Raw genomic sequence first — 23,710 nt, forward strand, 5'->3', positions numbered from 1 at the left:
CCCAGTGGTCCCGTCCGGTGTGGAGCATGAAGGCGGCCGGCACGGCGAGGACTGTGGCGCCGTCGATCGCGAGCTGACGGTACAACTCAGGAAATCGCAGGTCGTAACAGATCGACAGGCCTAGTCGGATCTGCTCGACATCGACGGTGCTCGTCGACTCCCCTGGTGCGACGGTCGCGGACTCCCGGTACGAGACGCGCCCCGGGATCTCGACGTCATAGAGGTGGATCTTTCGATAGGTCGCGGCCAGTGCGCCGGACCGATCGAAGACGAGCGTTGTGTTGTACGTGTGCTCGGGGTCGGGTCCGGTCTCGTGGAACGAGCCGGCGTGGACCCACATCCCGAGTTCCCGCGCGGCGTCGGCGAAGAACGCGGCGAACTCCCCGTCGACGGGCTCGGGCGTCGGGGCCGAGTGGGCCCTCCCGAGGTAGTCCACGTATTCCGGGAGGACCGCCAGATCCGCTCCCCCATCGGATGCCCTCTGGAGGAGCGTTCGTGCCGTCTTGAGGTTCTCAGCCCGGTTGTCGCGGGCATTGAGCTGACATACCGCTACGCGCATGGGCGCCAGGCTACGCCGACTTCTCCTCGCGGTCCGCACGTCGACGACCGACACGGTGGGCGGCCAGGTCCCGCGGCACGATGGTCGGTATCACCTTCTCCAGCACCACCTCGCGGGTGATGAGCACCCGGGCGATGTTGGGGTTGCTCGGCACCTCGTACATCACGGAGAGCAGGACCTCCTCCATGATGGCCCGCAGTCCGCGGGCGCCGGTGCCGCGCAGGATGGCCTGGTCCGCGATCGACTCCAGGGCCTCCGGGGCGAACTCGAGCTCCACCCCGTCCAGCTCGAACAGCCGCTGGTATTGCCGGACGAGCGCGTTGCGCGGCTCCGTCAGGATCTTCACCAGGGCGTCGCGGTCGAGGCTCTTCACGCTCGTGATGACCGGCAGCCGCCCGATGAACTCGGGGATCAGGCCGAACTTGAGCATGTCCTCGGGCATCACGTCGCTGAAGGCGTCGTCGGCCGTCCGGTCGGTGATCGAGCGGAGGTTGGCGCCGAAGCCGGTGCCGCCCTTGCCGACCCGCTGCTGCACGATCCGGTCGAGGCCGGCGAAGGCGCCACCGCAGATGAAGAGCACGTTGGACGTGTCGATCTGGATGAACTCCTGGTGCGGGTGCTTGCGTCCGCCCTGCGGCGGGACGTTGGCGACCGTACCTTCGATGATCTTCAGCAGGGCCTGCTGCACACCCTCGCCGGAGACGTCCCGCGTGATCGACGGGTTCTCCGACTTGCGCGCGATCTTGTCGACCTCGTCGATGTAGACGATGCCGGTCTCGGCGCGGCGGATGTCGTAGTCCGCGGCCTGGATGAGCTTCAGCAGGATGTTCTCGACGTCCTCGCCGACGTATCCCGCCTCGGTGAGCGCCGTGGCGTCGGCGATCGCGAACGGCACGTTGAGCATCCGCGCGAGCGTCTGGGCCAGGTGCGTCTTGCCGCAGCCCGTGGGGCCGATGAGCAGGATGTTGGACTTCGCCAGCTCGACGCCGTCGCCGCCCGAGTTGCCGCCGGACTCCGCCTGCACCCGCTTGTAGTGGTTGTAGACCGCCACCGCGAGCGCCTTCTTGGCCTGGTCCTGACCGACGACGTACTGATCGAGGAAGGCGCAGATCTCCATCGGCTTCGGCAGCTCGTCAAACTTGACGTCGCCCGACTCCGCCAGCTCTTCCTCGATGATCTCGTTGCAGAGATCGATGCACTCGTCGCAGATGTAGACGCCGGGCCCGGCGATCAGCTTCTTCACCTGCTTCTGCGACTTGCCGCAGAAGGAGCACTTCAGTAGGTCGCCGCCGTCGCCGATCCGTGCCACCTACGATCTCCCTGCCTTCGGCCGGACCCTACGTCCGGATCGCATCTGCTCGCCGCGTGCGCGTTTCGCCTCACGCTGGCTACTGCCTCGACGTTACCTGGTGGTCGCCCGTATTCCGACCCCCTACGAGGGGGTGTCTTTTTGGGCCGGCCTCCCGACGACATCCGCCCGACACTCCATCGGCCCGCCCAACCTCCAGGTTAGGGCGAGCCGATGGGGTGTTGCACGCAGCGTCGTCAGCTGCCCGACGCCACGAGGCTCGACTTCTTCCGGCTGACCAGCACGTTGTCGACCAGGCCGTACTCCTTGGCCTCGTCCGCCGTGAGGATCTTGTCGCGGTCGATGTCCTTGCGGACCTTCTCGACCGGCTGGCCGGTGTGCCGCGACACCATCTCCTCGAGCTGGGTCCGCATGCGCATGATCTCCCGGGCCTGGATCTCGATGTCCGAGCCCTGCCCGTAGCCGCCCTCGGTGGCCGGCTGGTGGATGATGATGCGCGAGTTGGGCAGCGCGAGACGCTTGCCCGGCGTGCCCGCCGCGAGCAGCACCGCGGCCGCGCTCGCCGCCTGGCCCAGGCACACCGTGAGGATGTCGGGCCGGACGTAGAGCATGGTGTCGTAGATCGCCGTCATGGCCGTGAACGAGCCGCCGGGCGAGTTGATGTAGAGCGTGATGTCGCGGTCCGGCTCGGTGCTCTCCAGCGTCAGCAGCTGCGCCATCACGTCGTTGGCCGACGCGTCGTCGATCTGCACGCCGAGGAAGATGATCCGGTCCTCGAACAGCTTGTTGTAAGGGTTGGTCTCCTTGATGCCGTACGACGTGCGCTCGACGTAGGACGGCAGGATGTAGCGGTTGTGCACCTCGCGCAGCGCCGGCGGCAGGCTCAGATCGGTCATCGCTTCGCTCCTCAGGCCAGGGTTCCGGCGCCTTCCGGAGCCTGCTGGGCCCCGGTGATCACCTTGTCGATGAAGCCGTAGTCCCGCGCCTCATTGGCGGTGAACCAGCGGTCACGGTCGGAGTCGGCCTCGATCTGCTCCAGCGACTGCCCGGTGTGGAACGACACGCGCTCCTGGAACATGCGCTTCGTGTAGAGCATCTGTTCGGCCTGGATGGCGATGTCGGCGGCCGTGCCCCCGATGCCGCCGGACGGCTGGTGCATCATGATCCGCGCGTGCGGCAGGGCCATGCGCTTGCCCGGCGCACCGGCGCACAGCAGGAGCTGGCCCATGGAGGCGGCCATGCCCATCGCGACAGTCGCCACGTCGTTGGTGACGAACTGCATGATGTCGTAGATCGCCATGCCCGAGTAGACGGAGCCACCGGGCGAGTTGATGTACAGCCAGATGTCGCGCTCCTCGTCCTCGGCGGCGAGCAGCAGCATCTGGGCGCAGATCCGGTTGGCGACCTGGTCGTTGACCTCGCTGCCAAGGAAGATGATGCGCTCCTTGAGCAGCCGGTTGAACACCGAGTCGTCGAGCGTCAGGCTCGTGTCCGCGCCCCGACCGCGCCCCTGGGGCGCGGGACTGACTGGCGACGCTGGAATATGCAGGTCGGTCATGGCAGCCCTTCGCAAGAGTCTTGTACTTGCCGACCCTAACCGGTGCGGGGGGCCGCAGCTTCCCGTGCTCACCGCATTTCGCTATGAGCGCACCGTGGTGAAGGCCGGGGCTTTTGCCCCGGCCTACAACGTTAGTGGTTGTGACCCTCGTGCGAGCTGTGATCGTGGCCCTCGTGCTCGTCGACCGCGCCGCGCAGGTCGTCGAGGCTGAGCTCGGCACCCTCGCTGTCGACGATCTTCACCCGCTCGAGCACGATCCCGAGCGCCTTGCCGCGGCGCACGTCACCGAAGACCGCACCGGCCACGCCGGCCTGGACCAGCTGGTCGTAGTACTGCTGCGGGCCCATCCCGGCGCGCTGCGCCCGGTGCACGATCTCGTGCCCGAACTCGTCGTCGCTGACCTGGACATCCTCGGCGTCGGCCAGGGTGTCGAGCACCAGCTGCACCTTCACGCCCTCGACGGCCGCCTCGTTGAGCTCGGCGTCCATCTCCTCCTCGGTCTTGCCCTCGGTCTGCAGGTAGTCGTCGAACGAGGCCCCGATCCGCTGGAGCTGGTCGTTCATCGACTCCTTGCGCGACTCGACCTCGTCCTTCACCACACCCTCGGGCGCGGGAACGTCGGTCGCGTCGATGACCGCCTTCAGGGCGAGGTCACGGGCGGAGTAGAGCTGCTCCATGCGCTTCACCCGCGTGAGCCGCGTGCGCAGGTCGTCCTTGAGCTCGTCGAGCGTGTCGAACTCGCTCGCGAGCTGCGCGAACTCGTCGTCCACCTCGGGCAGCTGCTTGTCCTTGACCGACTTCACGGTCACGGACACCTCGGCGTCGCGGCCCTCGAACTCCCCGCCCACCAGCTGCGTGGTGAACGTCGTCGAGTCGCCGGCGCCCATGCCCACGAGCACGTCGTCGAGGCCCGGGACCAGCTGGCCGGAGCCGACCTCGTGCGAGACGTTGGTCGCGCTGCCGCCGGGCACCTCCTCGCCGTCCACCTTCGCGACCAGGTCGATCTGCACGTAGTCGCCGGTAGCCGCGGTGCGCTCGACGGTCTTGAGCGTCGCGAACCGGTCGCGCAGCCCCTTGAGCTGCTCCTCGACGTCGTCGTCGGACACGGCGAGCGCGTCGACCGTGACGGTGATCTCGCTCAGGTCGGGCAGGGTGATCTGCGGCCGCACGTCCACCTCGGCCGAGAACTTCAGCGGCTGCCCGTCGGCGAACTCGGTGATCTCGACCTCGGGCCGCCCGAGCGTCTTCACCTCGTGCTCACGGACCGCCGCGAGGATCTGGGTCGGAATGACCTCCTGCACGGCCTCGTTGAGCACCGCGCCGCGCCCGACCCGCTGGTCGATGACGGCGGTGGGCACCTTGCCCCGACGGAACCCGGGGATGTTGACCTGCGACCCGATCTCGCGGTACGCCTTCTTGAGGCTCGGCTCGAGCTCGGCGAACGGCACCTCGATTTCGAGCCGCACGCGAGTCGGGCTCAGGGTCTCGACGGTGCTCTTCACAGAACTTTCTCCCTCGTTACTACGACTGGTTGGACTGGCGGCTGCGCTACGTCGTTGTTCCCGGTCGGGGTGGCGGGATTTGAACCCACGGCCCCTCGCTCCCAAAGCGAGTGCGCTACCAAACTGCGCTACACCCCGGTGGTGTGCGTCGGCAAGTGTATGCGCTCGGCCGGAGACGGCGCCGCTCGGTATGCCGGTGTCGCACACCGTGGACCCCCGCCGCTGACCGGTCGGGCGGGGATTCGGTACTCTGGTGGTCGCAGCCCCGTTCGCCGGGGCCGCACGCGGGCGTAGCTCAATGGCAGAGCTTCAGTCTTCCAAACTGACGGTGGGAGTTCGATTCTCCTCGCCCGCTCTGGTAAATCTCCCCAGGTCAACCGACCTGGGGCTTTTGCTTTCTGGATCTTGTATCGGCCGCCGTGCCAGTAGCGTGCCAGATCTTCTTGATCCTTTCGTCCATGTTGCTCGCGATCTCCCGGTCCCGCTCGTCGGTCGAGTGCTGGTAGATCAACGCCGCTCGCATGCTCGACTGCCCGAGCCGCTTCATCAACTCCCGCGTGCTGGCACCCGACGCCGCCGCGATCGTGTTACCGGTGTGGCGCAGGTCGTGGAAGTGAAAGCCCGCCGGCAGTCCGACCGACACGACGGTCACGACCCACTGCACGGCCCGGCCGAAGTTGCCGGAACGCAGTAGTGCCCCCTTGCCGCCGGTAAAAAGGAGCGCGTCCGGCTCTTCCCCCACGAAACCACTCGCCAGGTGAACACGGAGTACGTCAGTCGCCACGGACGGCAGCCTCACCGCCCGGACACCGGCCTCCGACTTCGGCGGACCGAACTCCAGCCGGCTCCGCAGGGCTGCGAGCTTCCGATGCACCCGGAGGCGCCCTCCACAAGGTCGACGTCGCACCGCCGGAGCGCTACCAGCTCGCCCCACCGCAGCCCCGAGAACGCCGCGACGATGATGAAGGCCCGGTACCGCTCGGGGACCGCGTCGGCCAGGGCGAACACCTGATCGACGGTCGCGGTCGGCCGCTCCGGAGTGTGGTACTTGTCGTACCCCTTGATCCGGCACGGGTTGTCCTTGATCAGCCCGTCTTCCTTCATCGCCGTGTTCAGCACCGCCCGGAGCAGCCGGTACGCCTTCACCGCCTGAGGCTCCGTCGTACCGGAATCGAGCAACCGTTTCCGCCAGGTGCGGATGGTCGCCGGCTTCAGGTCTCCCAGGCTCATCTCGCCGAGGTGTGGCCCGATGTGCAGCCGGTGAAGATCCTCGTAGTTCTCACGGGTGCGAGGGGCCAGCTTCCGCTCCGAGATCCACCGGACCGCGTACTCGTCCAGGTTGCTCTCCCCCAGCTCGGGCGCCGACCAGTCATTGCGCAAGATCTCCGCCTGGACGATGGTCAGCCAGTTGTCTGCCTCCTTCTCGGTCGCGAACGTCGTCCGCGCCTTGCGCTCGATCCCGTCCGGTCCCAGGTACCGCGCCTGCCAGCGCCCCGACGGCAGCTCCCGCACGTTGCCGAAACTCCGCCGGGCCTTCTTCTCCTTGGCCACTAAGCCGCCCTTCCGATCTGCCGCCTCAGCTCGGCCCTGCTGAGCGGCACCACACGATTCCTCTCGATGTAGTCCGCGACCGCGGCCTCACGGAAGCGCACGCGCCGACCGACCTTGACGTACTCGATCCGGCGCATCTGCACGAGCCGCCGGACGAACCTCGGTGTTGCCTTGAGCAGGGCCGCGACCTGCTCCCCCGTCAGCAACTCCTCACCCAACGGGCGTGACCTCCCTCTCCCGGTCCATGGCTGCTCTGAGCTGTGCCCGTTGCTGAATTCGCGCGGAGATGGAGCGCATGAGGCGGTGTTGCAGCGGCGGTACGTCGGGATCGTCGTTCCTCGCCATCTCCCAGGCGAACGGCGCCGGCTTGCCGGGCTGCCCGTCGACCACCGGGACCTGGTCGTGCGCCTCCGAGATGCCGAGGATGGCCCTCACCCACGCCCGGGTGTCCGCCTTGTGGTCCGCGAGCGTCTTGCCGGACCACTGCCGGGAGACGAGCACGCGCCGGCCACCCATGCCGAGCGTCGTCCGCTGGTGGACCTTGGCCTTGCAGCGGCCGGCGGACTGGTTCGGGCGAGCGTTCTTCGGCTGGACGCCGTACCGGAGCCAGTTCGCGCACCGCGGCGAGCACGGGGTGTACCGCAGCTCGGCCCAGAACCGCTCGAGGTGTGCCGTCTGCCGATCGGTCGTCATCGCATGGCAGGTGTCGACCGACTTGGTCAGGTACTTCGTGAGGTAGCCGATCAGCCTGTCCGCCTGCGGGGTGCCGCCGAGCACGCCCTCCGCGTGGACCTGGGCGCCGAACCGGGCCACGTGCACCGGCTCCTCAACCTCATCGAGCGCATCTTCCCAGGTCGGAAGCGGTTCACGGCTCTCCGGATCGACGTACTGCCTGAGGTCCGGCTCCCAGACCGGCGCGTTGTGGTCCTGGTACCGGATCACGTCGGTCGGCGGCCACCAGACCTGGTGGTAGGTGGCCGCCGCGACCCGCCGGAGGAGATCCCGGGAGACGGTGCCGCGCATCGCGAAGTGCGCGTGCGGGGCGAGGCGCCGCTGAGGCTCGACGCAGCCGAAGTACTGCACGTTCCAGCCGGCGGCGCGGCGCAGGTTCTGCCAGAAGCGGTCGAGCAGGGCCGGGAAATGCACCGCGTCCCAGGCCGCGCGCCGGTAGTCGTACGTCGCTGGGTTGACCGGACTCCCGTCGTTGAGGACGCGACCGTACGTGTCCAGGGTGAGGGTCAGGAAGGTCGACGGCTGGAACACATGTCCGTCGCGGCCGGTGAAGGTCCGGCCCACCGTGGTTGGGGCGACCTTGAGTCGCGGCAGGTCGGGAGCATCCTGGCGGCGGCGGGTCGAGCGGACGCGGCGCTTGGCCGGCTGCTCGTCCGCATCGCCGCCGACGGGGGCGAGTCGCCCGCGCATGCCCGACGCGATGATCGCCTGATCGAGTTCGCCGATGCCCGCTTCGAGCTCGGCTACCTGGTCCCACTCGGCCAGTTGCTCCGCACGGTTGCGCTCGAATACGAAGTGCGACCGGAGCTGGAGCATGGCGCGCTGCTCGTCGGTCGGGTCGTCCGGCTCGGGCAGCGGCTCGTCGGTGCGGTGCCAGCCCTCCCGGCACTGCTGCTGCCGTAGCCGGCGGGCGCGCTTGGCGCAGGGCTTGCATTTGTCCTCGCGGGTGGCGCCACATGGCAGGTCGATCACCTCCGTCTGCCCGGTGGCGAGATCGGTACGGCGGAGCAGGACCGGACGGGTACAGACGCCGTGCTCCTCGGCCATGGCCTTGAGGGCGTCAACGGTGCTCGGGGTGAGAAGGCGGGCGAGACGACTCCCGGGGCGCGGCTGGGCCTCGGGCGTAGTTGTGATCACGGACGCACCTCCCTGCGAAGATCGCGGGTATGGACGAGCCGTTCATCAACGTCATCCGGCGCGGCGACGGTCCGTACGCGTGCCCGTGCTGTGGCTACCTCACGCTTGACGAGCGCGGCGGATACGAGATCTGCCCCGTGTGTTTCTGGGAGGACGACGGGCAGGACACCCACGACGCCGATCAGATTCGTGGCGGCCCGAACCGTGGCCTGAGCCTTACTGCCGCTCGCCGCAACTTCGTTGAGATCGGCGCGTCGGAGGCCCGCAGGCTGCCGCATGTTCGGCCACCGCTTGCTGACGAGCATCCGCTGGCGCAATGACACCCGGCTCATGTGCCACCCCCATTGATGCCCGGCCGGACGAGGCCATTCGGCGGCAGGACCGGCAGGCGCGCCGGCGGCGCGGGACGGGTGACAGCCGATTGGAGAGGATGCTCGGCGCTGACCGGTTCGCTCTTCTCCGCGGCGGCTCGGATGCGTCCGCCCAGCTCGACCAGGCAGATTGACGCGACCACGATGAGCCCGTCCACCGAGAACGGCAGCAGGTACGGACTTGCGCCGGTCTCGCCGTAGCGTGCGGCGACGCCGGCCATGTGCCAGTACGACACCCAGGCCGCGATGCCCGAGATCGCCACCGTCGCGACGACTCGCAGCACGGCCAGGCTCCGGTGGTGCACGGGAACCCGGGAGACCAGCTCGACGGTGAGCAGGAGCGCCAGGGGCGGCCAGGCCGCGATGGTCTGGGAGATCGGGTTGGCGTTGGCGTGCAGGATGTTGGCGGCCACCGAGGCGGCCACGCCGAGCAGGAGCGTCACGCGGACCGCCCAACGGATCCGCAGAAGCTGAGCCGTGGTCATGCCCACTCCCCGTCCACGACGCGGGCGCCGTCGAAGGCGTACGTGTCCGCGAGGCTGGCGATGTCGTCGTCATCGAGGTAGGAGAAGCGGACCCGGGCCGGGGTCGGGTCGCCGTCGAGGACGACGAAGCCGACGCCGGGCAGCGACATCGGGATGCGGTCGCAGAGGGCGCCGCGGTCGCGCATGCCGTCGCCGAGGACCAGGTCGACCTCCGGCTCTTCGGCGAGGCGCAGGCCGATCCGGGTCGGGAACAGGTTCCTGAACGGCAGGACCTCCTTACGCGGGTCCTGAAGGCAGCCGATGACGTGAACGCCGACCGCGCGGCCCTGCGTCAGGAGCAGCCCGAGCGCGGCCTTGATCCGGTCCTTGAGCTGCCGCTCGGTGATGTACGCCGTGAGCGCCGCCAACTCGTCGATGACGATCACGATGAGCGGGTCCGTGACGCTCGCCACGTGCTGCCGGGTGTGGCCGCGCAGCCGGGCCGCCCGGTCCTGCGCGGTCTTGAGCGCCAGCTCCAGGAGATCGGCCATGGCCTTGAAGTCGGTGCAGGCGAACTTGGCGAACAGCCGCTCCCCCGCGCCCAGCTCCATGCCGCCCTTGGGATCGAACGCCCAGAGCTGGACGAGCCCGGCCGAGATCCCGCCGGCCAGAGCGCGGACGATCGACCAGACGACCGAGCCCTTGCCCGCGCCGGTCGCGCCGACGACCAAGATCTGCGTGCCGTAGAGGCGCAGCTCGTACACGCTGCCGTCTTCCCGCAGCCCGATCGGGAGCGCCGTGAAGTCCGGGACGCCGGTGACCGGCAGCGGCTCGACCACCGCGGTCAGCGGGTCACCCCGCCGCATGGTGAGCACGACGAGGTCGGGCCGCGAGCCCGGCGAGACGCGGCAGTTGAGCGCGGCGAAGGTGTGCGTCAGCCGCTCGGAGACCTTGGCGAAGTCGTCCGGGATCTGGCCGGTGACCATGCGCACAGTCAGGACATCGGTGCCGCCACTGACGCGGACCTTCTTGAGCACCGGAAGGATCGTGTTGCCGTCGAAGCTCACTGCCAGCCCGGCCGTCACCATGGCCGGCTTCCAGGTTCGCCGGTACCGAAAGCGCCTCCACCGGGAGAGCGTCGGCCACCACGCCCAGCGCCGGCAGGAGCGCCAATCCACTACCGCCCAGAGCCCGAGCCCAGCGGCGGGGACGCCGAGCGCAAGCCCGGGTCCCCACCATCCGAATCGGAAGTACAGGTACGTGAGGCCGGTCAGCGGGACGGTGACGTACCAGAAGCGCAGGTACACCAGGACCAACCGCCAGACGCCCCGGACCGTCCACAGCAGGAGGACGAGCCAGAGCGGGACCTTGAGGTACGGCGTGCGGACGTTGAACGGCGCCGGTTCGATCCGCTCGCCCCGGATCACGTTGATCAGCGGCACTAGCGATCACCCCCGAACAGCGGCAGTTGCGGGGTGGCCTTCCGACGGATGGCCCGCCGGCGGACCGGAGCAGGCGCCGGAGGCGGCTGCGGGACGTGTCGGACCATCGTCGGCAGCCACTGTCCTCGGCCGAGCACCGCGCGGAGGTCGACGCGATCGGAAACGTGCGGCGCGATGAGGTCCGGGTCCAGGTGCCGGAGCTTGACGACGGTACGGGCGAGAGCGGCCGCGGCCGCCGAGATCTCGACCAGCGCCGCGACACGGACCGTGTCGGACGGAACGGTCTGGTACAGCTCCCGGGCGGCGTTGACGCCGGTGGCCGCGAGCGCGGCGACGGCACGGCGATGGGTCTTCATCGCGCCTCACCGCCGCCCGGGATGGTCGGAGCCGGGCCGAGGCGGCATGCGTCGCAGCGCTCGACGGCCGGCGGGAGCGGGGCCAGGGACAGACAAGCGGAGCAGGTACGCCACACCGCGCCGTCAGGCGACGTGATGCGGGCGGCATCGACTAGCTTGGGCATTCCAGCCTTCTCCTTGCGAGGGGTTGGGAAGGCGGGGCGGGCAGGTCTCTTGCCGGAGGAAGGCTCGCCCCGCACCTCTGTTGCGTCACGCAGCAGCGGGAGCGGCGACGAGTTCGGCCGGGGCGACCATGCCCGAGGCCCGGTACGACCAGGCGAGCCGAGCGCGGCACCGGTGCGGCTTGCGCTCGCCCTTGCAACCGGACGTGTCGGTGTACGGCGTCACCACGAGATCGGTGAACGCGACCGGGGTGATCGACATCCCGGCCACCTGAATCGGGTCCGGCGGCAGCGGCTGGTGCGGAGCCGCGATCTTCACCTTGACCTGCGGCGAACGCCCGAACTTGGACGCCTCCGGGTCCTGGTCCATCACGGTGACGACCCACACCCGGACGCCGTGCTCGTCGCGCGCCTGATTGTCGTCCTCGCGCAGCTTGTCGAAGTCGGTCTGCTTCTCCACACCGAGGAACAGCGCCCCGGCCGGGAAGGCGTAGTCGAACGGCATCGGGTACCGAATCGAGTTGGGAACCACGGTCTCTGAACCTCCATAGCGTCATGCACTTGGCTGTAACAGTAAGAGCACTTGTAAACACATGCTACGGAGTAATTCGAGACATGCACATGAGTGATACGGCCACAACCCAACGCGACCAGCACGAAGAAGAGCCCGGGTCGATGGACCCGGGCTCAAAAAATCTTCAAAGGCTTGTCAGGACAGCGGGTACGTGTCCTCGATCTCGTGCCGATTGCCCGGCAGGACCACATCGACGGCGAGGACCAGGTCGCCGCTCGCCGTGTGCACCGCGATCGTCACGGCGAGGACCGGCTCATCACCTGCGATGTCGAGCAGCTGCGCCTCATCGGCGGTCGGCCGGCGGGCCGAGGTCCACTCGACGGCATAGTCTCCGCGCACGCTCTTCCGCTGCGCGATGTGGTCGAGCAGGCTCCCCGCGATCGGCTCCGGCTTGGTGGCATCCGTGCCTGCGGCCACCTCGATCGGCAGCCAGACCGTGACCAGGTCGACGGCACCCTCATCCGCCGTCGTTCGCCGTTTCCGCTGGTAAACCGGGGTTCCCTCCGGCACCGCGAGAATCGACGCGACCCGCCGGTCGGCCAGCACCGGCGCCACGGCGAGGAGTTCGGTCTCCGCGACCTCATCGAGGTGCAGCGCGCCGTGCGCGTGCGGCGGGACGGTCCGGCGCGCGGTCGGCTTGCCCCGCACGAAGTTCGCCTTGCCCTGCTTCGACTCGATCCAGCCGTCCTGCTTGAGGTACGCCAGCGCCTTGAGCACGGTCGGGCGCGAGACGTCGAACTCTCCCGCGAGCTGGTTCTCCGAGGGCAGCGCAGCGCCCGGCTTGTACGTCCCGTCTTCGATGCGCTGCCGCAATGTGTTGAGAACTCGGACGTACTTCGGAGTCCTCGGTTCGAGGTTCAGCACGCGGAGCCTCCCCTCGCCTGATCACTTGTTAAGACAAGACCGTAGTGAGTTCAGGATGAGTGCACAAGTTGTCTCATCGGTCGGTATGTGCCTGCCCGAACCAACTAGACCCGCCCGAGAGCCGTACCGACAGCCGATCCGGTCGCGACGCCCCGGGCCGCCGACGCGGCAGCCGGCCGAAGTGCGTGAGCGTCCTCAGAGCCGCCCGTCGCTCCGAGCAAGGCCCTTCCGTCCCGCACGATGTGCAGAGACTGCCGTTCAGCGTGAGGGCATGACGGCCGAGAACTTCCTGCGCGGCATTGACCTGGTCGCTCGCGGTCGTCGTCAGGTAGACCGTCATGATCCGTCACCGGCCATGAGTGCGCGGATGCCGTCGCAGCCGTACAGCCGCGGAGGAACACCGGGCAGGGCGACGTGCCGATCACTGCCGCAGACACCGCACACCAGGTTGCGATGGGTCCAGACCGTGAAGCGCCGGTAGAGCTTGTAGGCCGACTCCTTGTCGACCTCGCTGTCTGCGACCCGCATCTGGCCGGCCGTGGCGGCACGGACCAGGTGGTAGAAGTCCTTCATCCGATGACGGATCAGCAGTCGCGCGATCATGCACGGCCACGGGCGGGCGCATGCGGTGCAGGTCCATCCCGGGCGGCGTACCCGGTGGTGCTCGGCATCACGGTAGAAACGCTCGGTGTAGAGCACCGGTTCGGCCATCACTCGTCCCCTTCCGTTGCGACCGGCCAAAGGCGGTCGGGTTCAACGAGGACGGAGACATCGCCGGTCGGGCGGTACTCGGGATCGAGCTCGGCACCGGTCAAGCGCAACCGGTCGTGCGGAGCCGCCTCAGCCGAACGGACCTTGATCCGGGCGGCTCGTCCGCCGGCGCCGTCTTCAACGGGCGGACGAATCCAGGCCCACACGATGTGGCCAGGCTCAGGGACGTACATCACAGCCACCCCCGATCCGATGGACGGCACCGAGGCGGGCGGGCTCGTCGGTCCGGCACCCGCCCCGGTGCCAGTTCACGAGCCCGCCCCGTTCAGATCGGCGCTCGGGTCCCCACAGACCCGGCATGCCCGCCGGCTACGCCCGGCCCGTGCTCCACGCTCCCCGCCGGTGGCGAGAGCGAGCTTGGCAGTGACGTACACCCATCCGAACCCGGCGCAGGCACCACACCGGTCGGCCTGATCGACGCTCTCGGCGCTCCCCATGGGTCGCCGTCCTCCTCACGATCGTGTCCCTGCGCTCTGGGCGACCGACCCGCTGTGAGGTGCTTCGGATCGAGGAATGCGCAAGGCTCGCTGCTAGAGGACAGCGTGCAACCGCAGACGGTGACCGCCCCGCACGACCAAACAGCCCGCACTTTTGTGCGGGTCAGGGACCAGTGCCGGAGTGGCACATACGAGGAGTCCGCCCCCACCGCAACACAGCCCAGTAACGCGGCTGGAAGGTTAAGACAGTCAACCGCAAGGACGGAGATCAAATTGGCGTCGATGCCCTACCGTTGACCGAGACCGTCAACGGAGGATGTCCATCGTGATCTCAAACGTCGCCAATGTTTTGGCCTCTATCGGAGTAATCGCTTCACTCGTCTTCGCCGCATACCAGGCACGAATATTGGCACACCAGACGAAAATCAGCAATGGAATCGCCTCACTGGGCGCAATGTACAACGGCCTTGAGCGCCTGCATTCGATTCAGGCGCTACTCATTGAGGATCCAGCCCTCAGGCCCTACTTTTACTCCAATAAGGTGGCTCCCCCTGCAGAGACCGCGGAGGGGTCGAGGATCGCGGTTGTCGCGGAAGTGCTGGCAGACGCAGTTGACTACGGGCTAATGGTCGTCGATCTGATGCCTCCCGTGAAGGACTACGAAGGCTGGCGCAACTTTGCCAACTTCCTACACGGCAACAGTCCAGTGCTACGACAGCTCGTATCCGACCATCCCGAGTGGTGGATCAGATTGGACCGTCACTGGAAGGACGCAGGAGGCTCTTTGCATGTGCCTAACTCCTCGCCGATACGAGACCAGGAGACGGCGGAGCATGTCATCGAAGCAAGCACGAATTAACTACCAACCAAGGAGTTAAGATTGGCAACTATCCATTCCGGATCGAACCGCTCGATGATTTTGGCGCCAGTGCCCGACTTGGTCGGCACCTCGCCGAGCTGCCCGGTGTGGATGTCGACTAAGCGCACACCGGCGGCAACCAACACCGCCAAGCTTGACGGCCACGCCGGGTGGCCCCAGAGCTTGTCGTTCACCATCGGCACCACGAGTGTTGGCAACCGCATCCCAAGCGCCTCACAAACCTGGCCAAGCGCGTACGTGTCCATCGCGCCGGCGGCGGCCTTGTTGATTGTGTTGAACGTCGCCGGACAGACCACGAGCGCGGCCGGCGGATCGGCGCGCCGCTCCAACGTCGGTGCTCGGTGGTCGAACTGCGGAGGAACCCCGGTCAGCCGCTCGACCGCACCGGCGTTCAGCCACTCCCGAGCGGCAGGTGTTCCGACGACTCGAGGCCACCAACCAGCGTCCAGCAATGCCGTCACGAGGTCACCGGTGCGCAGCGCCAACGGAGCACCGCACACCACAAGCGTCACCGAGCGATCAGCCACGCTTGCTAGTCCAGCACACCTGCCCGAACCGCCAACCGATGCAGGGCACTGGTCTTCGACTTCTTCTGGCGAGCCAGCATCTCCCGAACCAGCTCACGAGCCATCACGTTGTACCGCACCATCTCCGGCGCCGTTCGCTCCGCCTCCATCAGATGCAGCAGAGCGTCAGCGTCCCGCTTCCGTTGCACGTGTGCCCAAGCCAAATCGAGGTGGACCTGGGCTCGTCGGCTGTTGAGCCCGGCCGGCAGCCGGTCGGGATCGACAGCATCCGCCGCGCGGATCGCTTCCGCCGGATCGCCAAGTTCGGCCGCCACAGACACACGATGAATGGCTACGTTGGTAGGCCCAAAAGCGGTCCACGCGTAGTTGCCGTCCTGCCCAAGCATCGCAGCGAGCGTGTCGGCCTGGTCTAGTCGCCGCCACGCCTCGCCTCGGTCTGTGCGACGACCAGCAATGACAGCGGCGATCAACCACAGGGCACCAGCTACGGACACGACCGTCGGCCTTTCAGGTCGCGACTCCCGCTGTACCGCCTCAGCCATCTGCACAGCGAGCCGCTCAGCGTCCTCGGCACGGTCTGCCCGAAGCAACGCGCAGACAACCTGGTATGCAGCCATTCCACGCGCCTCAACCGAATACGCGTCGACAGCCGCGGAGGCCGCCCGGTCTGCCGACAGCAATGCAAGATCGGCAGCGCCCATCTTGGTCAGCAGCTTCGCGGCCATGGCGTAAGCGTTGACGTAAGAGACTAGTGCCTCACGCCGCACGGCGCCCGACCCGAACCACCGCAGCGGTTCCGCTGACGACAGCAGCGCTGGCAACTGCTCCACGACCCGCTCGTATTGGGCGGCCTGATAGGCACGGTGCGCCGCCTCAACACGCAATCCGACATCAGTCGGAAGAATTTCAACGCCCGACTCAACACCGAGAAGGCTGTCGTACCGAGCGAAAAACCTCCGAACCTCAGCCAAGTCACCAACGATAGGGCTTCCGCCCGGCGCATATTGCCACGGCTGTCCCGTCAGTGCCTCAACTTCAACCCGCAAGACCTTCGCCAAGTCGAGCAGCACCGAGAGCCGATCGACGGATCTCACACCACGCTCGACCTGCGACAACCATGACTCAGACCGTCCAACGAGACCCGCCAGCGCAGCTTGACTCAGCCCACGCCGACGCCTATAGGCCCCGATTCGCTCGCCAACCGAACCCGTTGTCATGCGTCTAGCTTCTCAGAGATTGCGCCGGAGCGTTAGGCCATACTCTGATGCACATCTTGCGTCGCAGCGTGACCGGCCAGAAGGAATTCATTCTGGCCGCCAATCAGACCGGTGGAGTGATTCTGAGTGTCTCAACATCACCGACCCCATTGCAGCCCGTCCGCCGCTCCGCATACAGCTCTTTGACCGCAGCTCTAATGTGCAGCTTTCGCGCCCCCGCAATCGCATCACCCAATACCGCACGATGATGATCCTTGATCACGAAGGAACCGTTTTTATCAAGGAGCGCTAGGATATTGACCTTGATCTGATCAATCCATAGCCGTTTCCGGGCCAGCTCCTCGGCCTCAAAGGTGTCGGGAATATCGAACAGCGCATTTTCGTCTTTAGGCGGAGGCGGCGGCGCACAATAGGCGCGCCACTTCTCCTGCGCGATCGAGTTCGCTTCACCGAAGAGCCAGATACCGTCTTTATGTCTAGTGAAGAAGACGAGGTGATAGACCGGCTGGTGATGCGATCGATTTCGAACCGGGACCACCCAAGCGCTGGCACTAGTAGCGTCGCACACTCGCCGCGCGAAGCCCCACGCTATCCGCTGCACCGCTTCCGTGTTGTCCGCCGATGCAAGGTACTCCTGCCGCCACCACGCTCCCCCGCACGCAAGGTCGAGTGCATTTAGAGTAGCTTCCCGATTGGTCCCAGCCTTCGTTGTCGTAAGAAGTCCACCGATGCGCCTGACGGCGTTGGCGGAGAAGTTCAGCAGAACCTCAGTCGCTATCCAGCCCTGTGAGTTCTGGGGACGTTCGGGACCGAAAATCTTTCCAACGAGGTCATCAAAGGGGATTCCAAGGCCAAATGGATCTAGGAATGCCAAGAGCGGAACGCCACGCGCCCGCTCCAGCACATAGTCGAGGTGGTTCTGAACGCGACCAGACCGAGCTTCGGCGTTGATTCCCCGATCCTGTGCAGCCTTAACCACACCCTGCAAGCGTTCGAAATCCTTACGACCTCTCTCAACAAAAATGCATTCAAGTTTGCGGAACTGCGAAACATTGGCCGCCGACTCCAGGACGAGCGAGGGCGACGCATGTGTTCCATCAGAATAGGTACCAGGCCCCGCGTAACCATCGAGGTAGACAACCCGTGCGTCAGTACTGGTTGATCCCACCTTCCCGACGAAGGGGACAACATACTGACGTAGGATTTCATGCTTCAGTACGGCTGCGGCCTTCTTGCTTACGAAGAATTGGCTCGCCGAGTCCGTGTCCTGCTCACCAGCAGATTCGCCGCCAAGAGTGGACCCGAGATCGGCATTCTGCGCCCCGTCAGAACCATCGACCATTCCATGCCCCCAAGTCGAGTCGAGCTTCGCGACTCGACTCCCATAGGACCCCGACGATAGTCCATCAATGACAGTGCGTGCAAGAACGACTACGAATATGACCTGGACAAACTGGATGTTCTATACGGAAGCGCCCAACAATCGGTCCGAAAGTCTATGCTGTTCCGGCATCTCATCCCAGAGCCGGCCATCAAGAGTTCGCCCCCCCGCCTTGGGTGTAGTGCCGCCCCACTGCTTGAAAAAGAACGGAACCCCACGCGCATTAGCGTTGTCTCGTAGTTCGCGAATCCACTGCGGATCTACCGGACGAGCCCTTGGGCCAGACTCCCCTCCCGCGATGATCCAATCAATGCCCTCAAGGTCGAGGTTCGGCAGCGGGCCAAGGAGCGGCTCAGCCGAGATGAAGCGAACCGCGGCCGGTGCGGCAGCTAGATGACGAACGCGGGCAAGTTGCCTTTCGTCTTCAACACTTACACCCATCCAAACATTGGCCGGCCACTCAAGCTTTGACGCAACCGCCGCTAGGCGCTTCGCACGTTTGGTCAAGATTTGGTATGTGTGTTGGGGCGTTGCCGCCATTACGTCGAAGACGTCCCTGATAAAAGATACGGGAACACGCGCATGGAATAAGTCACTCATTGAATTTACGAAGACTACCCTTGGCTCTTTCCAACGTCGCGGTATAGCCAGGGAGTCAGAATGTAGCGCCAGCCCAAAACCCGGTCCGGATGTTCTTTCGTCGCCGTCTGTTTGATACTTCGGCGAACCCATGGCCTTGAGCCGCTTCGCGAGCGTGAGCGCATAGCAGTTGTCACAACCAGCTGATATTCGATCACAGCCCGTAGTCGGGTTCCACGTCGCTTCAGTCCACTCGATGCTGCTGCGGTCAGCCATGCGGTCCTCCCAGCGGTCTCGATCATTATGTCGAACATATGTACCCATCGGAAGGCTGCGAACACGGTGAGTTTAAGTCGCCATCACGGACGCCCAATGAAGCCAACGACCCAGTCCCGACCATCGCACTCGGCGACTCCCGGTCTCGATCGTCCCTAGCCGCGTCACCTCTTAGTCCTGCCGAATTGACCTGTAGTGAATCAAGAAGACGCGCTACGCGCGTCGCAGGCAGGCCCGGATGCGGCGACGGACAGTGCAGCACGGTTCACAACTGAAGATTTGAGCTACCGCGATGTCCGATGCGGCCCGAACCGTAGCTCCCGCGGCCTCGCCGTCCGCGTGTAGTTGCGGCCTGCCTCCGGCGGGTCTCCGACGGGGCCTCTGGCTCCGGGAAGTCGCTCCGCTCCCGCACCGGCGTCCAGGTCGAGCCCAGCAGACCGGCGCCGAGCGCGCCAGGCCGAGCCGCTACGCGGTCGCCTACGGCGAGCCTGGCCCGCCCGACACCGCCCCGCTCCCCTTGCGGGTGGACGACGGCATACGGGAGGTCGCTAGGACCGCCACGGCCATCCTGGGGGCGGAAACGAGGGTCCTGGATTGAACGCCGCTCGCGCTCGGCCTGCTGGCGGCGCAAGCGCCGGCATCGGCCGGCGCGGCGGCTCGTTAAGGAGGGTTTGCGCGCCAAGATCGAACGTGCCAGATCCGTGCCAGTAGCCCCGTCCGCCGGCGGTCGCGAACGGGCACGAGCGGGCGCGGAGAACCGCAACGCCACCGGGCAAATCCGGACAGACCCTCCGGGCCGGGAAGATCTTCCAAACTGACGGTGGGAGTTCGATTCTCCTCGCCCGCTCTTCTAGCTTTCCCTGGGGGAGCTTCGCTCCACCCAGACCCCCTCAAAACCGCACCAAGTGCCCGAGGGGCCCGGACGTTCTCGCCTTCAACCAGCGGCTCTCGTACTTCCTGCTGCCCGCCGCCCACCGCGAGCCCAACGATCACCACCCAGAAAACCACCGCGCCCTCATCCGCCCAGGGCACCTAACTTCACCCAAAGTAGCTTCTGCACGACGAGTAGCAACTTGCCAGCGGGCCGATCGTCACACTTAGCTCACGATCCGCCCGGCGCCCCCACGCGTGAAGCGACCGGTCAGCGCGCCGGAGTCTTCCCTTTAAGTCCGCCCGCCAGGTGAGCGCAGCACGTCGGCCCACCATCGACAACACGTCCCCGCGAAACGCGACGAGCTTCGGTAACAACGCCGAGACACCGCCGTCACTCGTCTTCGTCAAGGCTTGGGCCTACGGCGACTTCTGCACCGTAAGCGTGTCAGCCGCGCTCCCCGAGTCGGTGATGTTGACGCCACCACCTGCCGCCGCGCTCGTGTTGTCCGGAGCCGCCCACTGCGGTCCGGGCGGGTCTTCCAAGTCGTGATTGCCGAAGACACTCGGGTTCGACGGAGGCTCCGCCCGCACGATCAGTGGGTCGACGTGGGGAACGGACGTCGCTACCGGCGCTGCTGCGGCGAGCGCCAGAAACTGGCAGGCCAGGTGGCACCACACCCGAGCGCGCCGGGAAATCGCGCGACCGAAGAAGAGCATGGCCTCATTGTGGCCGATGGGTGCGAGAAACCTCCGCGGTCGGCTTCAAACCGGCGTTCCCAGTGACGGTGGTTGGGCGGAAAACCGGGCCTGACCAGGCCGCGCGTCGATATTCGATCGAGATCGTCGAGCGTCAGTACGCTCCGGACGGCGGCTCGCAAACCCCCAGTCCCGGAAGGGTTCGCGCCGCCGTGGATTCGAAGTACGCCGAGATCGTGCTCGCCCTGCAGGACCGCATCGACCGTGGTGTCCTCGCCGTCGGGGCGCTCATGCCCAGCGAGGCCGAGCTCACCCACGAGTTCCGAACATCCCGCTCCACCGTTGTCCGCGCGCTGCGCCACCTGCGCCATCAAGGCTGGGTGCGCGGCGTGCAGGGCAAGGGCCGCATCGTGCTCGGGCGGCCCATGACGACCTTGGCGGCCCTGCCGCGGCGGGTGCAGTACCTGCTCCAGGCCGACCGCCACGGTGAGTGTCTCGGCAGCCGCCTGCTGCCGGCCGTCCCGCGGGTCGCGGCCCTGCTGGGGCTGCCCGCCGGGGCGACCGTGTTCGCCGCCCGCTACCGGCTCACGCTGATCAAGGCGCGGCCGCTGGCGCTCACCACCGCCTTCACGCCCGTGCGTCTCGCCCAGCCCAGGGGGCTGCTCGAGCAACTCGAATCGACGCACGGGCGGCGGGCGCATCACGTGGTCGAGCGCTTCGGGGCGCGGCTGACGACGGGAGCGGAGACGGCGGCGCTGGCGCTGCCGTATCCACTCAGCGTCGCGCTGTCGGTCCTCACCGTGCACGATCTGAGCGGCGCGCCGTTTCTGCTCGTGGACGGGATTCTGCCGCGCGAGTCGCCCGAGATAGCGGAGACCTATGAGGTCTGACGCCAGCGGATCGGGAAGGCGCCCAGCCTGGCCTCGTGGGCCGACTCGTGGCCGGCCGGCTTGGTGCAGCGGACCTGCACGTCGCCCGTTGCCGTCGTCGTGGTCTTCGTTGCCGAACAGGTTTCTGTCATGACTGCCGACACTAGTCGAACATAGGTTCTAAAGCACCGCGGATCAAGGAAATGACCTGGGGAAACGCCCGGGTGTGGCAGTCAGCCACCGATCAACGCCGCAACGCCGGACCGGGCACTGACCCATTTCACCCCGGGCGAGGGACGCACCATGGCCTCCCCGCCATCAGCATTGCAGCGAGAGCGAGGGGGACGACGTATGGACGAGCGAGCACTCGCCGCGGTGGTGGCGGACCAGGCCGTTCTGGCCAAGGAAGAGGCCGCGGACCTCATCCGCGCCACGCTGGAGGAAGTGGGCAAACAGCTCAGCGGCGGCGAACTCCGCGAACTCGCGATCGACCTTCCGCAGGATCTGGCCGCCAACCTTCCCCCGCGGCACGGCGGCGGGGCGCACCCGGTGCCGCTGGCCGACTTCGTCCGCGAGCTGAGCCGGCGCACGGGCCTCAAGAAAGACGAGGTCACACGCGGTGTCCGGGCGGTGCTGAGCACGCTCAGCCAGGAGATCGACGGCGCGCACCTGCGGCACGCGCTGTCCCAGCTGCCCGCCGAGTACCGCGAGCTGACCACGACGGCGGCCTGAACAGTCGCGGCTGAAAGCCACGCCGGATCATGCCCCCGGATCCGGAATTCGCCCGGCCCCGGCGTTCAGGTAGCGGCGTGAGGGCGTCCAGCAGCGGGAGAGCCCGGCGAGCGGGCCGCGGGCCATCGACACCGCCACCGCGTGGTTCAGGGTGACCATCGGGCCGGGGGCGCGGCGCAGCAGGAGCTGCCCGCTTCCGCCCCCGTGCAGCAGCACGGTCGCGGGGCCGCAGCCGCCGGTGTCGTTGCGCGCGAGCCTCATGCGCCCAGCTGGTCGGCCATGTCGTGCTTGTAGCCGACCAGCTCGGCCATCGCGATCGGGCGGCGGCTGACGCTGTCGAGGTCGCGGCCCTCCTTCGAGAACAGCGGCGGGGCGGTGTGGATGCCGGCGTCGAGCGGGCAGGCCGCCACCTCGTCGCGCCAGCCGGGCCAGCGCCAGCTCAGGTAGAACTGGTCGGCGGCGCCGGCGAGCATCGCGAAGAGCCAGTCGGTGTAGCCGAGGGTCAGGTCCTCCCAGCCGAGCGTGTCGGGGGCGAAGTAGTGGATGGTGGGCCGCCGGCCGGACTCGCCCTGCCGCCACACGAACTCGCCGCCGAGGATGTCCTGGGCCACGACCAGCCCCGCGGCCTCGAAGCTCGCGTTGACCTCGTGGATGTCGGCCAGGCGGCGGCGCGGGTGGCCGGAGCCGAGCACGCGCAGCCAGCCGCCGTCGACGATCAGCCCGCCGGTGCCGTAGACGAGCGCGCCCAGCCAGGAGGTGGTGCCGACCTGGAGCCGGTGCAGGCACGCGGCCGCCCGGTCGGGGTCGGCGGGCAGCAGCTCGACCGCATACGGCGAGCCGGACACCGCCGCCTCGATCTCGGCCCAGGCGGACCGGTCGTCGGAGATCAGCTCCGCCAGCGAGCGCACGCCGCAACTGTACGGCCGGATGCCGGGCGGACACGAACGACGGAAATGGCCGCTGAATGATCTGTCATTCACGTTTCTCGGACTGTCGGTCGACGGATACTGAGAGTCACTATGTCGAACATGACTCGTCGCTGGTTGATCACTGGTTGCTCCACCGGCCTGGGGCGTGCGCTGGCCGAGGCGGTCGCCGCCTCCGGGCAGCAGGTGCTGGCCACCGCTCGCCGCCCCGAGGTGCTCGAAGAGCTGCGGGACCGGTACCCCAGAACGCTCGCCACCTGCGCCCTCGACGTCCGCGACCCCGACGACTGCCACAACGCCGTGCACGCGGCCCTGGCCCGCTACGGCGGCGTGGACGTGCTCGTCAACAACGCCGGCATCGGCCACTTCGGGGCCGTCGAGGAGGTCACCGACGCCGAGCTGGAGGCACAGCTGGCCGTCAACCTCATCGCGCCGTGGCGGCTCACCCGGATGGTGCTGCCGCTCATGCGCGCCCAGGGCTTCGGCGACATCGTGATGGTGTCGTCGATGGCGGGGCGGGTGGCGATGCCGGGCCTCGGGGCGTACGCGGCCGGGAAGTTCGCCGTCGAGGGGCTCGTCGAGACGCTGGCGCTCGAGCTCGCCGGGAGCGGGGTGCACGTGACCGCGATCGAGCCCGGGATGTTCGCGACCGAGTGGGGCTCGTCACTCACCGAGTCCGCGGAGCGCGTCTCGGCGTACTCGGGTGTCACCGAGCCGATGCGGGCCGGCCTGCGGGCGCTGAAGTCGCTGCCGATGTCCGGCCCGCCGGAGGTGTTCGCGGCCGAGGTGCTGCGGTACATCGCGGCGGAGGAGCGGCCCGTCCGGCTCCCGGTCGGCGAGGACGCCTGGCGGGGGCTGCTGGACGCGGCCCAGCGCGACTACACGGCGCTGCTGAACGCCCGTCCCGCTCCCGCGGCTCACGCTGTTGCCGTGTAGGTGATCGAAAAGTCCGACACTTCGTGATCG

Annotated in this window: 28 protein-coding genes, 2 tRNA genes and 1 pseudogene (1 of these 31 running past the window's edge); 6 read left to right on the forward strand and 25 right to left on the reverse strand. The window is 67.3% G+C overall.

All coding sequences use genetic code 11. From position 1 onward, the window contains the following. From ACQP2P_RS40915 to ACQP2P_RS40940, 6 genes are all read right to left on the reverse strand, one after another. Nucleotides 1-559, reverse strand: the 5' portion of a protein-coding gene (locus ACQP2P_RS40915) for a carbon-nitrogen hydrolase family protein (protein ID WP_433619482.1). Its footprint begins 236 nt before the window's first position; the window shows 559 of its 795 coding nt (coding positions 1-559); the start codon lies at nt 557-559; its stop codon lies beyond the left edge, outside the window. Between the two features lie 10 nt (nt 560-569). Next, the gene (clpX, locus tag ACQP2P_RS40920; protein ID WP_350616061.1) at nt 570-1,868 is read right to left on the reverse strand and encodes an ATP-dependent Clp protease ATP-binding subunit ClpX; all 1,299 of its coding nucleotides are present in this window, start codon (nt 1,866-1,868) and stop codon (nt 570-572) included. Between the two features lie 236 nt (nt 1,869-2,104). Continuing rightward, nucleotides 2,105-2,764: an ATP-dependent Clp protease proteolytic subunit gene (locus ACQP2P_RS40925; RefSeq protein ID WP_350616060.1), complete on the reverse strand. Its 660-nt coding sequence runs from the start codon at nt 2,762-2,764 to the stop codon at nt 2,105-2,107. An 11-nt stretch (nt 2,765-2,775) separates the two neighbouring features. Next, a complete protein-coding gene (locus tag ACQP2P_RS40930) occupies nt 2,776-3,426 on the reverse strand; it encodes an ATP-dependent Clp protease proteolytic subunit (protein ID WP_433610329.1) in 651 nt (216 codons plus the stop codon). 131 nt (nt 3,427-3,557) lie between these two features. After that, complete coding sequence (tig, locus tag ACQP2P_RS40935) at nt 3,558-4,928, reverse strand: trigger factor (RefSeq protein ID WP_433610331.1); 1,371 nt, start codon at nt 4,926-4,928, stop codon at nt 3,558-3,560. 64 nt (nt 4,929-4,992) lie between these two features. Beyond that, nucleotides 4,993-5,066, reverse strand: a tRNA-Pro gene (locus ACQP2P_RS40940). 146 nt (nt 5,067-5,212) lie between these two features. Between ACQP2P_RS40940 and ACQP2P_RS40945 the strand changes: the two genes are divergently transcribed. Then, nucleotides 5,213-5,283, forward strand: a tRNA-Gly gene (locus ACQP2P_RS40945). Nucleotides 5,284-5,301: 18 nt separating this feature from the next. Here ACQP2P_RS40945 and ACQP2P_RS40950 read toward each other — a convergent pair. From ACQP2P_RS40950 to ACQP2P_RS40965, 4 genes are read right to left on the reverse strand one after another with little or no spacing between them, the layout of a single operon-like run. Next, nucleotides 5,302-5,712: a tyrosine-type recombinase/integrase gene (locus tag ACQP2P_RS40950; protein WP_433610333.1), complete on the reverse strand. Its 411-nt coding sequence runs from the start codon at nt 5,710-5,712 to the stop codon at nt 5,302-5,304. An 11-nt stretch (nt 5,713-5,723) separates the two neighbouring features. Further along, nucleotides 5,724-6,479, reverse strand: a complete 756-nt coding sequence (locus ACQP2P_RS40955; RefSeq protein ID WP_433610335.1) for a tyrosine-type recombinase/integrase — start codon at nt 6,477-6,479, stop codon at nt 5,724-5,726. Next, the gene (locus ACQP2P_RS40960; RefSeq protein WP_433610337.1) at nt 6,479-6,697 is read right to left on the reverse strand and encodes a helix-turn-helix domain-containing protein; all 219 of its coding nucleotides are present in this window, start codon (nt 6,695-6,697) and stop codon (nt 6,479-6,481) included. The genes ACQP2P_RS40955 and ACQP2P_RS40960 overlap by 1 nt, the downstream gene beginning before the upstream one ends. Then, nucleotides 6,690-8,348 carry a replication initiator gene (locus tag ACQP2P_RS40965; RefSeq protein ID WP_433610339.1) on the reverse strand — a complete coding sequence of 553 codons (1,659 nt, stop codon included), beginning with the start codon at nt 8,346-8,348 and terminating at the stop codon, nt 6,690-6,692. The genes ACQP2P_RS40960 and ACQP2P_RS40965 overlap by 8 nt, the downstream gene beginning before the upstream one ends. Before the next feature lie 29 nt (nt 8,349-8,377). Between ACQP2P_RS40965 and ACQP2P_RS40970 the strand changes: the two genes are divergently transcribed. Continuing rightward, nucleotides 8,378-8,668, forward strand: coding sequence for a CPCC family cysteine-rich protein (locus ACQP2P_RS40970; protein ID WP_433610341.1), 291 nt, complete (start codon nt 8,378-8,380; stop codon nt 8,666-8,668). A 142-nt stretch (nt 8,669-8,810) separates the two neighbouring features. On the opposite strand, the pseudogene ACQP2P_RS40975 reads toward ACQP2P_RS40970, so the two are convergent. The 7 genes and pseudogenes from ACQP2P_RS40975 to ACQP2P_RS41005 all read right to left on the reverse strand — a co-directional run. After that, nucleotides 8,811-9,204: pseudogene (locus tag ACQP2P_RS40975) on the reverse strand (DUF2637 domain-containing protein); the annotation flags it as partial. Continuing rightward, nucleotides 9,201-10,625, reverse strand: coding sequence for an FtsK/SpoIIIE domain-containing protein (locus ACQP2P_RS40980; RefSeq protein WP_433610342.1), 1,425 nt, complete (start codon nt 10,623-10,625; stop codon nt 9,201-9,203). The gene ACQP2P_RS40980 and the pseudogene ACQP2P_RS40975, both read right to left, overlap by 4 nt. Then, entirely contained in the window at nt 10,625-10,981 is a 357-nt protein-coding gene (locus tag ACQP2P_RS40985; protein ID WP_433610344.1) for a hypothetical protein, read from the reverse strand. Before ACQP2P_RS40985 ends, ACQP2P_RS40980 begins: the two co-directional genes overlap by 1 nt. Before the next feature lie 249 nt (nt 10,982-11,230). Beyond that, the gene (locus ACQP2P_RS40990; protein WP_433610345.1) at nt 11,231-11,674 is read right to left on the reverse strand and encodes a hypothetical protein; all 444 of its coding nucleotides are present in this window, start codon (nt 11,672-11,674) and stop codon (nt 11,231-11,233) included. A gap of 177 nt (nt 11,675-11,851) precedes the next feature. Next, entirely contained in the window at nt 11,852-12,580 is a 729-nt protein-coding gene (locus tag ACQP2P_RS40995; protein ID WP_433610347.1) for a GntR family transcriptional regulator, read from the reverse strand. Nucleotides 12,581-12,916: 336 nt separating this feature from the next. Continuing rightward, nucleotides 12,917-13,291, reverse strand: a complete 375-nt coding sequence (locus ACQP2P_RS41000) for a hypothetical protein (RefSeq protein WP_433610349.1) — start codon at nt 13,289-13,291, stop codon at nt 12,917-12,919. Next, entirely contained in the window at nt 13,291-13,524 is a 234-nt protein-coding gene (locus tag ACQP2P_RS41005) for a hypothetical protein (protein WP_433610351.1), read from the reverse strand. The genes ACQP2P_RS41000 and ACQP2P_RS41005 overlap by 1 nt, the downstream gene beginning before the upstream one ends. A gap of 580 nt (nt 13,525-14,104) precedes the next feature. On the opposite strand from ACQP2P_RS41005, the gene ACQP2P_RS41010 reads away from it, so the two are divergent. Continuing rightward, complete coding sequence (locus ACQP2P_RS41010; RefSeq protein ID WP_433610353.1) at nt 14,105-14,647, forward strand: hypothetical protein; 543 nt, start codon at nt 14,105-14,107, stop codon at nt 14,645-14,647. Here ACQP2P_RS41010 and ACQP2P_RS41015 read toward each other — a convergent pair. The 5 genes from ACQP2P_RS41015 to ACQP2P_RS41035 form a co-directional block, all read right to left on the reverse strand. Continuing rightward, nucleotides 14,644-15,195 (reverse strand): flavoprotein, encoded by a 552-nt coding sequence (locus tag ACQP2P_RS41015; RefSeq protein WP_433610355.1) that lies wholly within the window; start codon nt 15,193-15,195, stop codon nt 14,644-14,646. The genes ACQP2P_RS41010 and ACQP2P_RS41015 overlap by 4 nt on opposite strands. A gap of 5 nt (nt 15,196-15,200) precedes the next feature. Further along, nucleotides 15,201-16,412, reverse strand: a complete 1,212-nt coding sequence (locus ACQP2P_RS41020) for a helix-turn-helix domain-containing protein (protein ID WP_433610357.1) — start codon at nt 16,410-16,412, stop codon at nt 15,201-15,203. Between the two features lie 103 nt (nt 16,413-16,515). Continuing rightward, nucleotides 16,516-17,754 carry a three-Cys-motif partner protein TcmP gene (gene tcmP, locus ACQP2P_RS41025; protein WP_433610359.1) on the reverse strand — a complete coding sequence of 413 codons (1,239 nt, stop codon included), beginning with the start codon at nt 17,752-17,754 and terminating at the stop codon, nt 16,516-16,518. 120 nt (nt 17,755-17,874) lie between these two features. Next, entirely contained in the window at nt 17,875-18,648 is a 774-nt protein-coding gene (locus ACQP2P_RS41030; RefSeq protein ID WP_433610361.1) for a DUF5131 family protein, read from the reverse strand. 1,290 nt (nt 18,649-19,938) lie between these two features. Then, nucleotides 19,939-20,238, reverse strand: a complete 300-nt coding sequence (locus ACQP2P_RS41035) for a hypothetical protein (protein ID WP_433610363.1) — start codon at nt 20,236-20,238, stop codon at nt 19,939-19,941. Between the two features lie 191 nt (nt 20,239-20,429). Between ACQP2P_RS41035 and ACQP2P_RS41040 the strand changes: the two genes are divergently transcribed. Then, a complete protein-coding gene (locus ACQP2P_RS41040) occupies nt 20,430-21,107 on the forward strand; it encodes a GntR family transcriptional regulator (protein WP_433610365.1) in 678 nt (225 codons plus the stop codon). Here the strand turns inward: ACQP2P_RS41040 and ACQP2P_RS41045 are convergent. Continuing rightward, nucleotides 21,095-21,238: a hypothetical protein gene (locus tag ACQP2P_RS41045; protein WP_433080192.1), complete on the reverse strand. Its 144-nt coding sequence runs from the start codon at nt 21,236-21,238 to the stop codon at nt 21,095-21,097. The two genes, ACQP2P_RS41040 and ACQP2P_RS41045, sit on opposite strands and share 13 nt — an antisense overlap. A 199-nt stretch (nt 21,239-21,437) precedes the next feature. Here ACQP2P_RS41045 and ACQP2P_RS41050 point away from each other — a divergent pair, with 199 nt between their 5' ends. Further along, nucleotides 21,438-21,818, forward strand: a complete 381-nt coding sequence (locus tag ACQP2P_RS41050; RefSeq protein ID WP_433610368.1) for a DUF2267 domain-containing protein — start codon at nt 21,438-21,440, stop codon at nt 21,816-21,818. A gap of 27 nt (nt 21,819-21,845) precedes the next feature. Here the strand turns inward: ACQP2P_RS41050 and ACQP2P_RS41055 are convergent, their stop codons facing one another. Further along, nucleotides 21,846-22,079, reverse strand: coding sequence for a hypothetical protein (locus ACQP2P_RS41055; RefSeq protein WP_433610370.1), 234 nt, complete (start codon nt 22,077-22,079; stop codon nt 21,846-21,848). Next, nucleotides 22,076-22,726: a DUF2625 family protein gene (locus ACQP2P_RS41060; RefSeq protein ID WP_433610372.1), complete on the reverse strand. Its 651-nt coding sequence runs from the start codon at nt 22,724-22,726 to the stop codon at nt 22,076-22,078. The genes ACQP2P_RS41055 and ACQP2P_RS41060 overlap by 4 nt, the downstream gene beginning before the upstream one ends. Nucleotides 22,727-22,846: 120 nt before the next feature. On the opposite strand from ACQP2P_RS41060, the gene ACQP2P_RS41065 reads away from it, so the two are divergent. After that, nucleotides 22,847-23,680, forward strand: coding sequence for an SDR family oxidoreductase (locus ACQP2P_RS41065; RefSeq protein WP_433610374.1), 834 nt, complete (start codon nt 22,847-22,849; stop codon nt 23,678-23,680). Nucleotides 23,681-23,710 lie beyond the last annotated feature (30 nt).

This window comes from Dactylosporangium sp. CA-139114 (assembly GCF_050955725.1).
In the GTDB taxonomy this organism is placed as follows: domain Bacteria; phylum Actinomycetota; class Actinomycetes; order Mycobacteriales; family Micromonosporaceae; genus Dactylosporangium.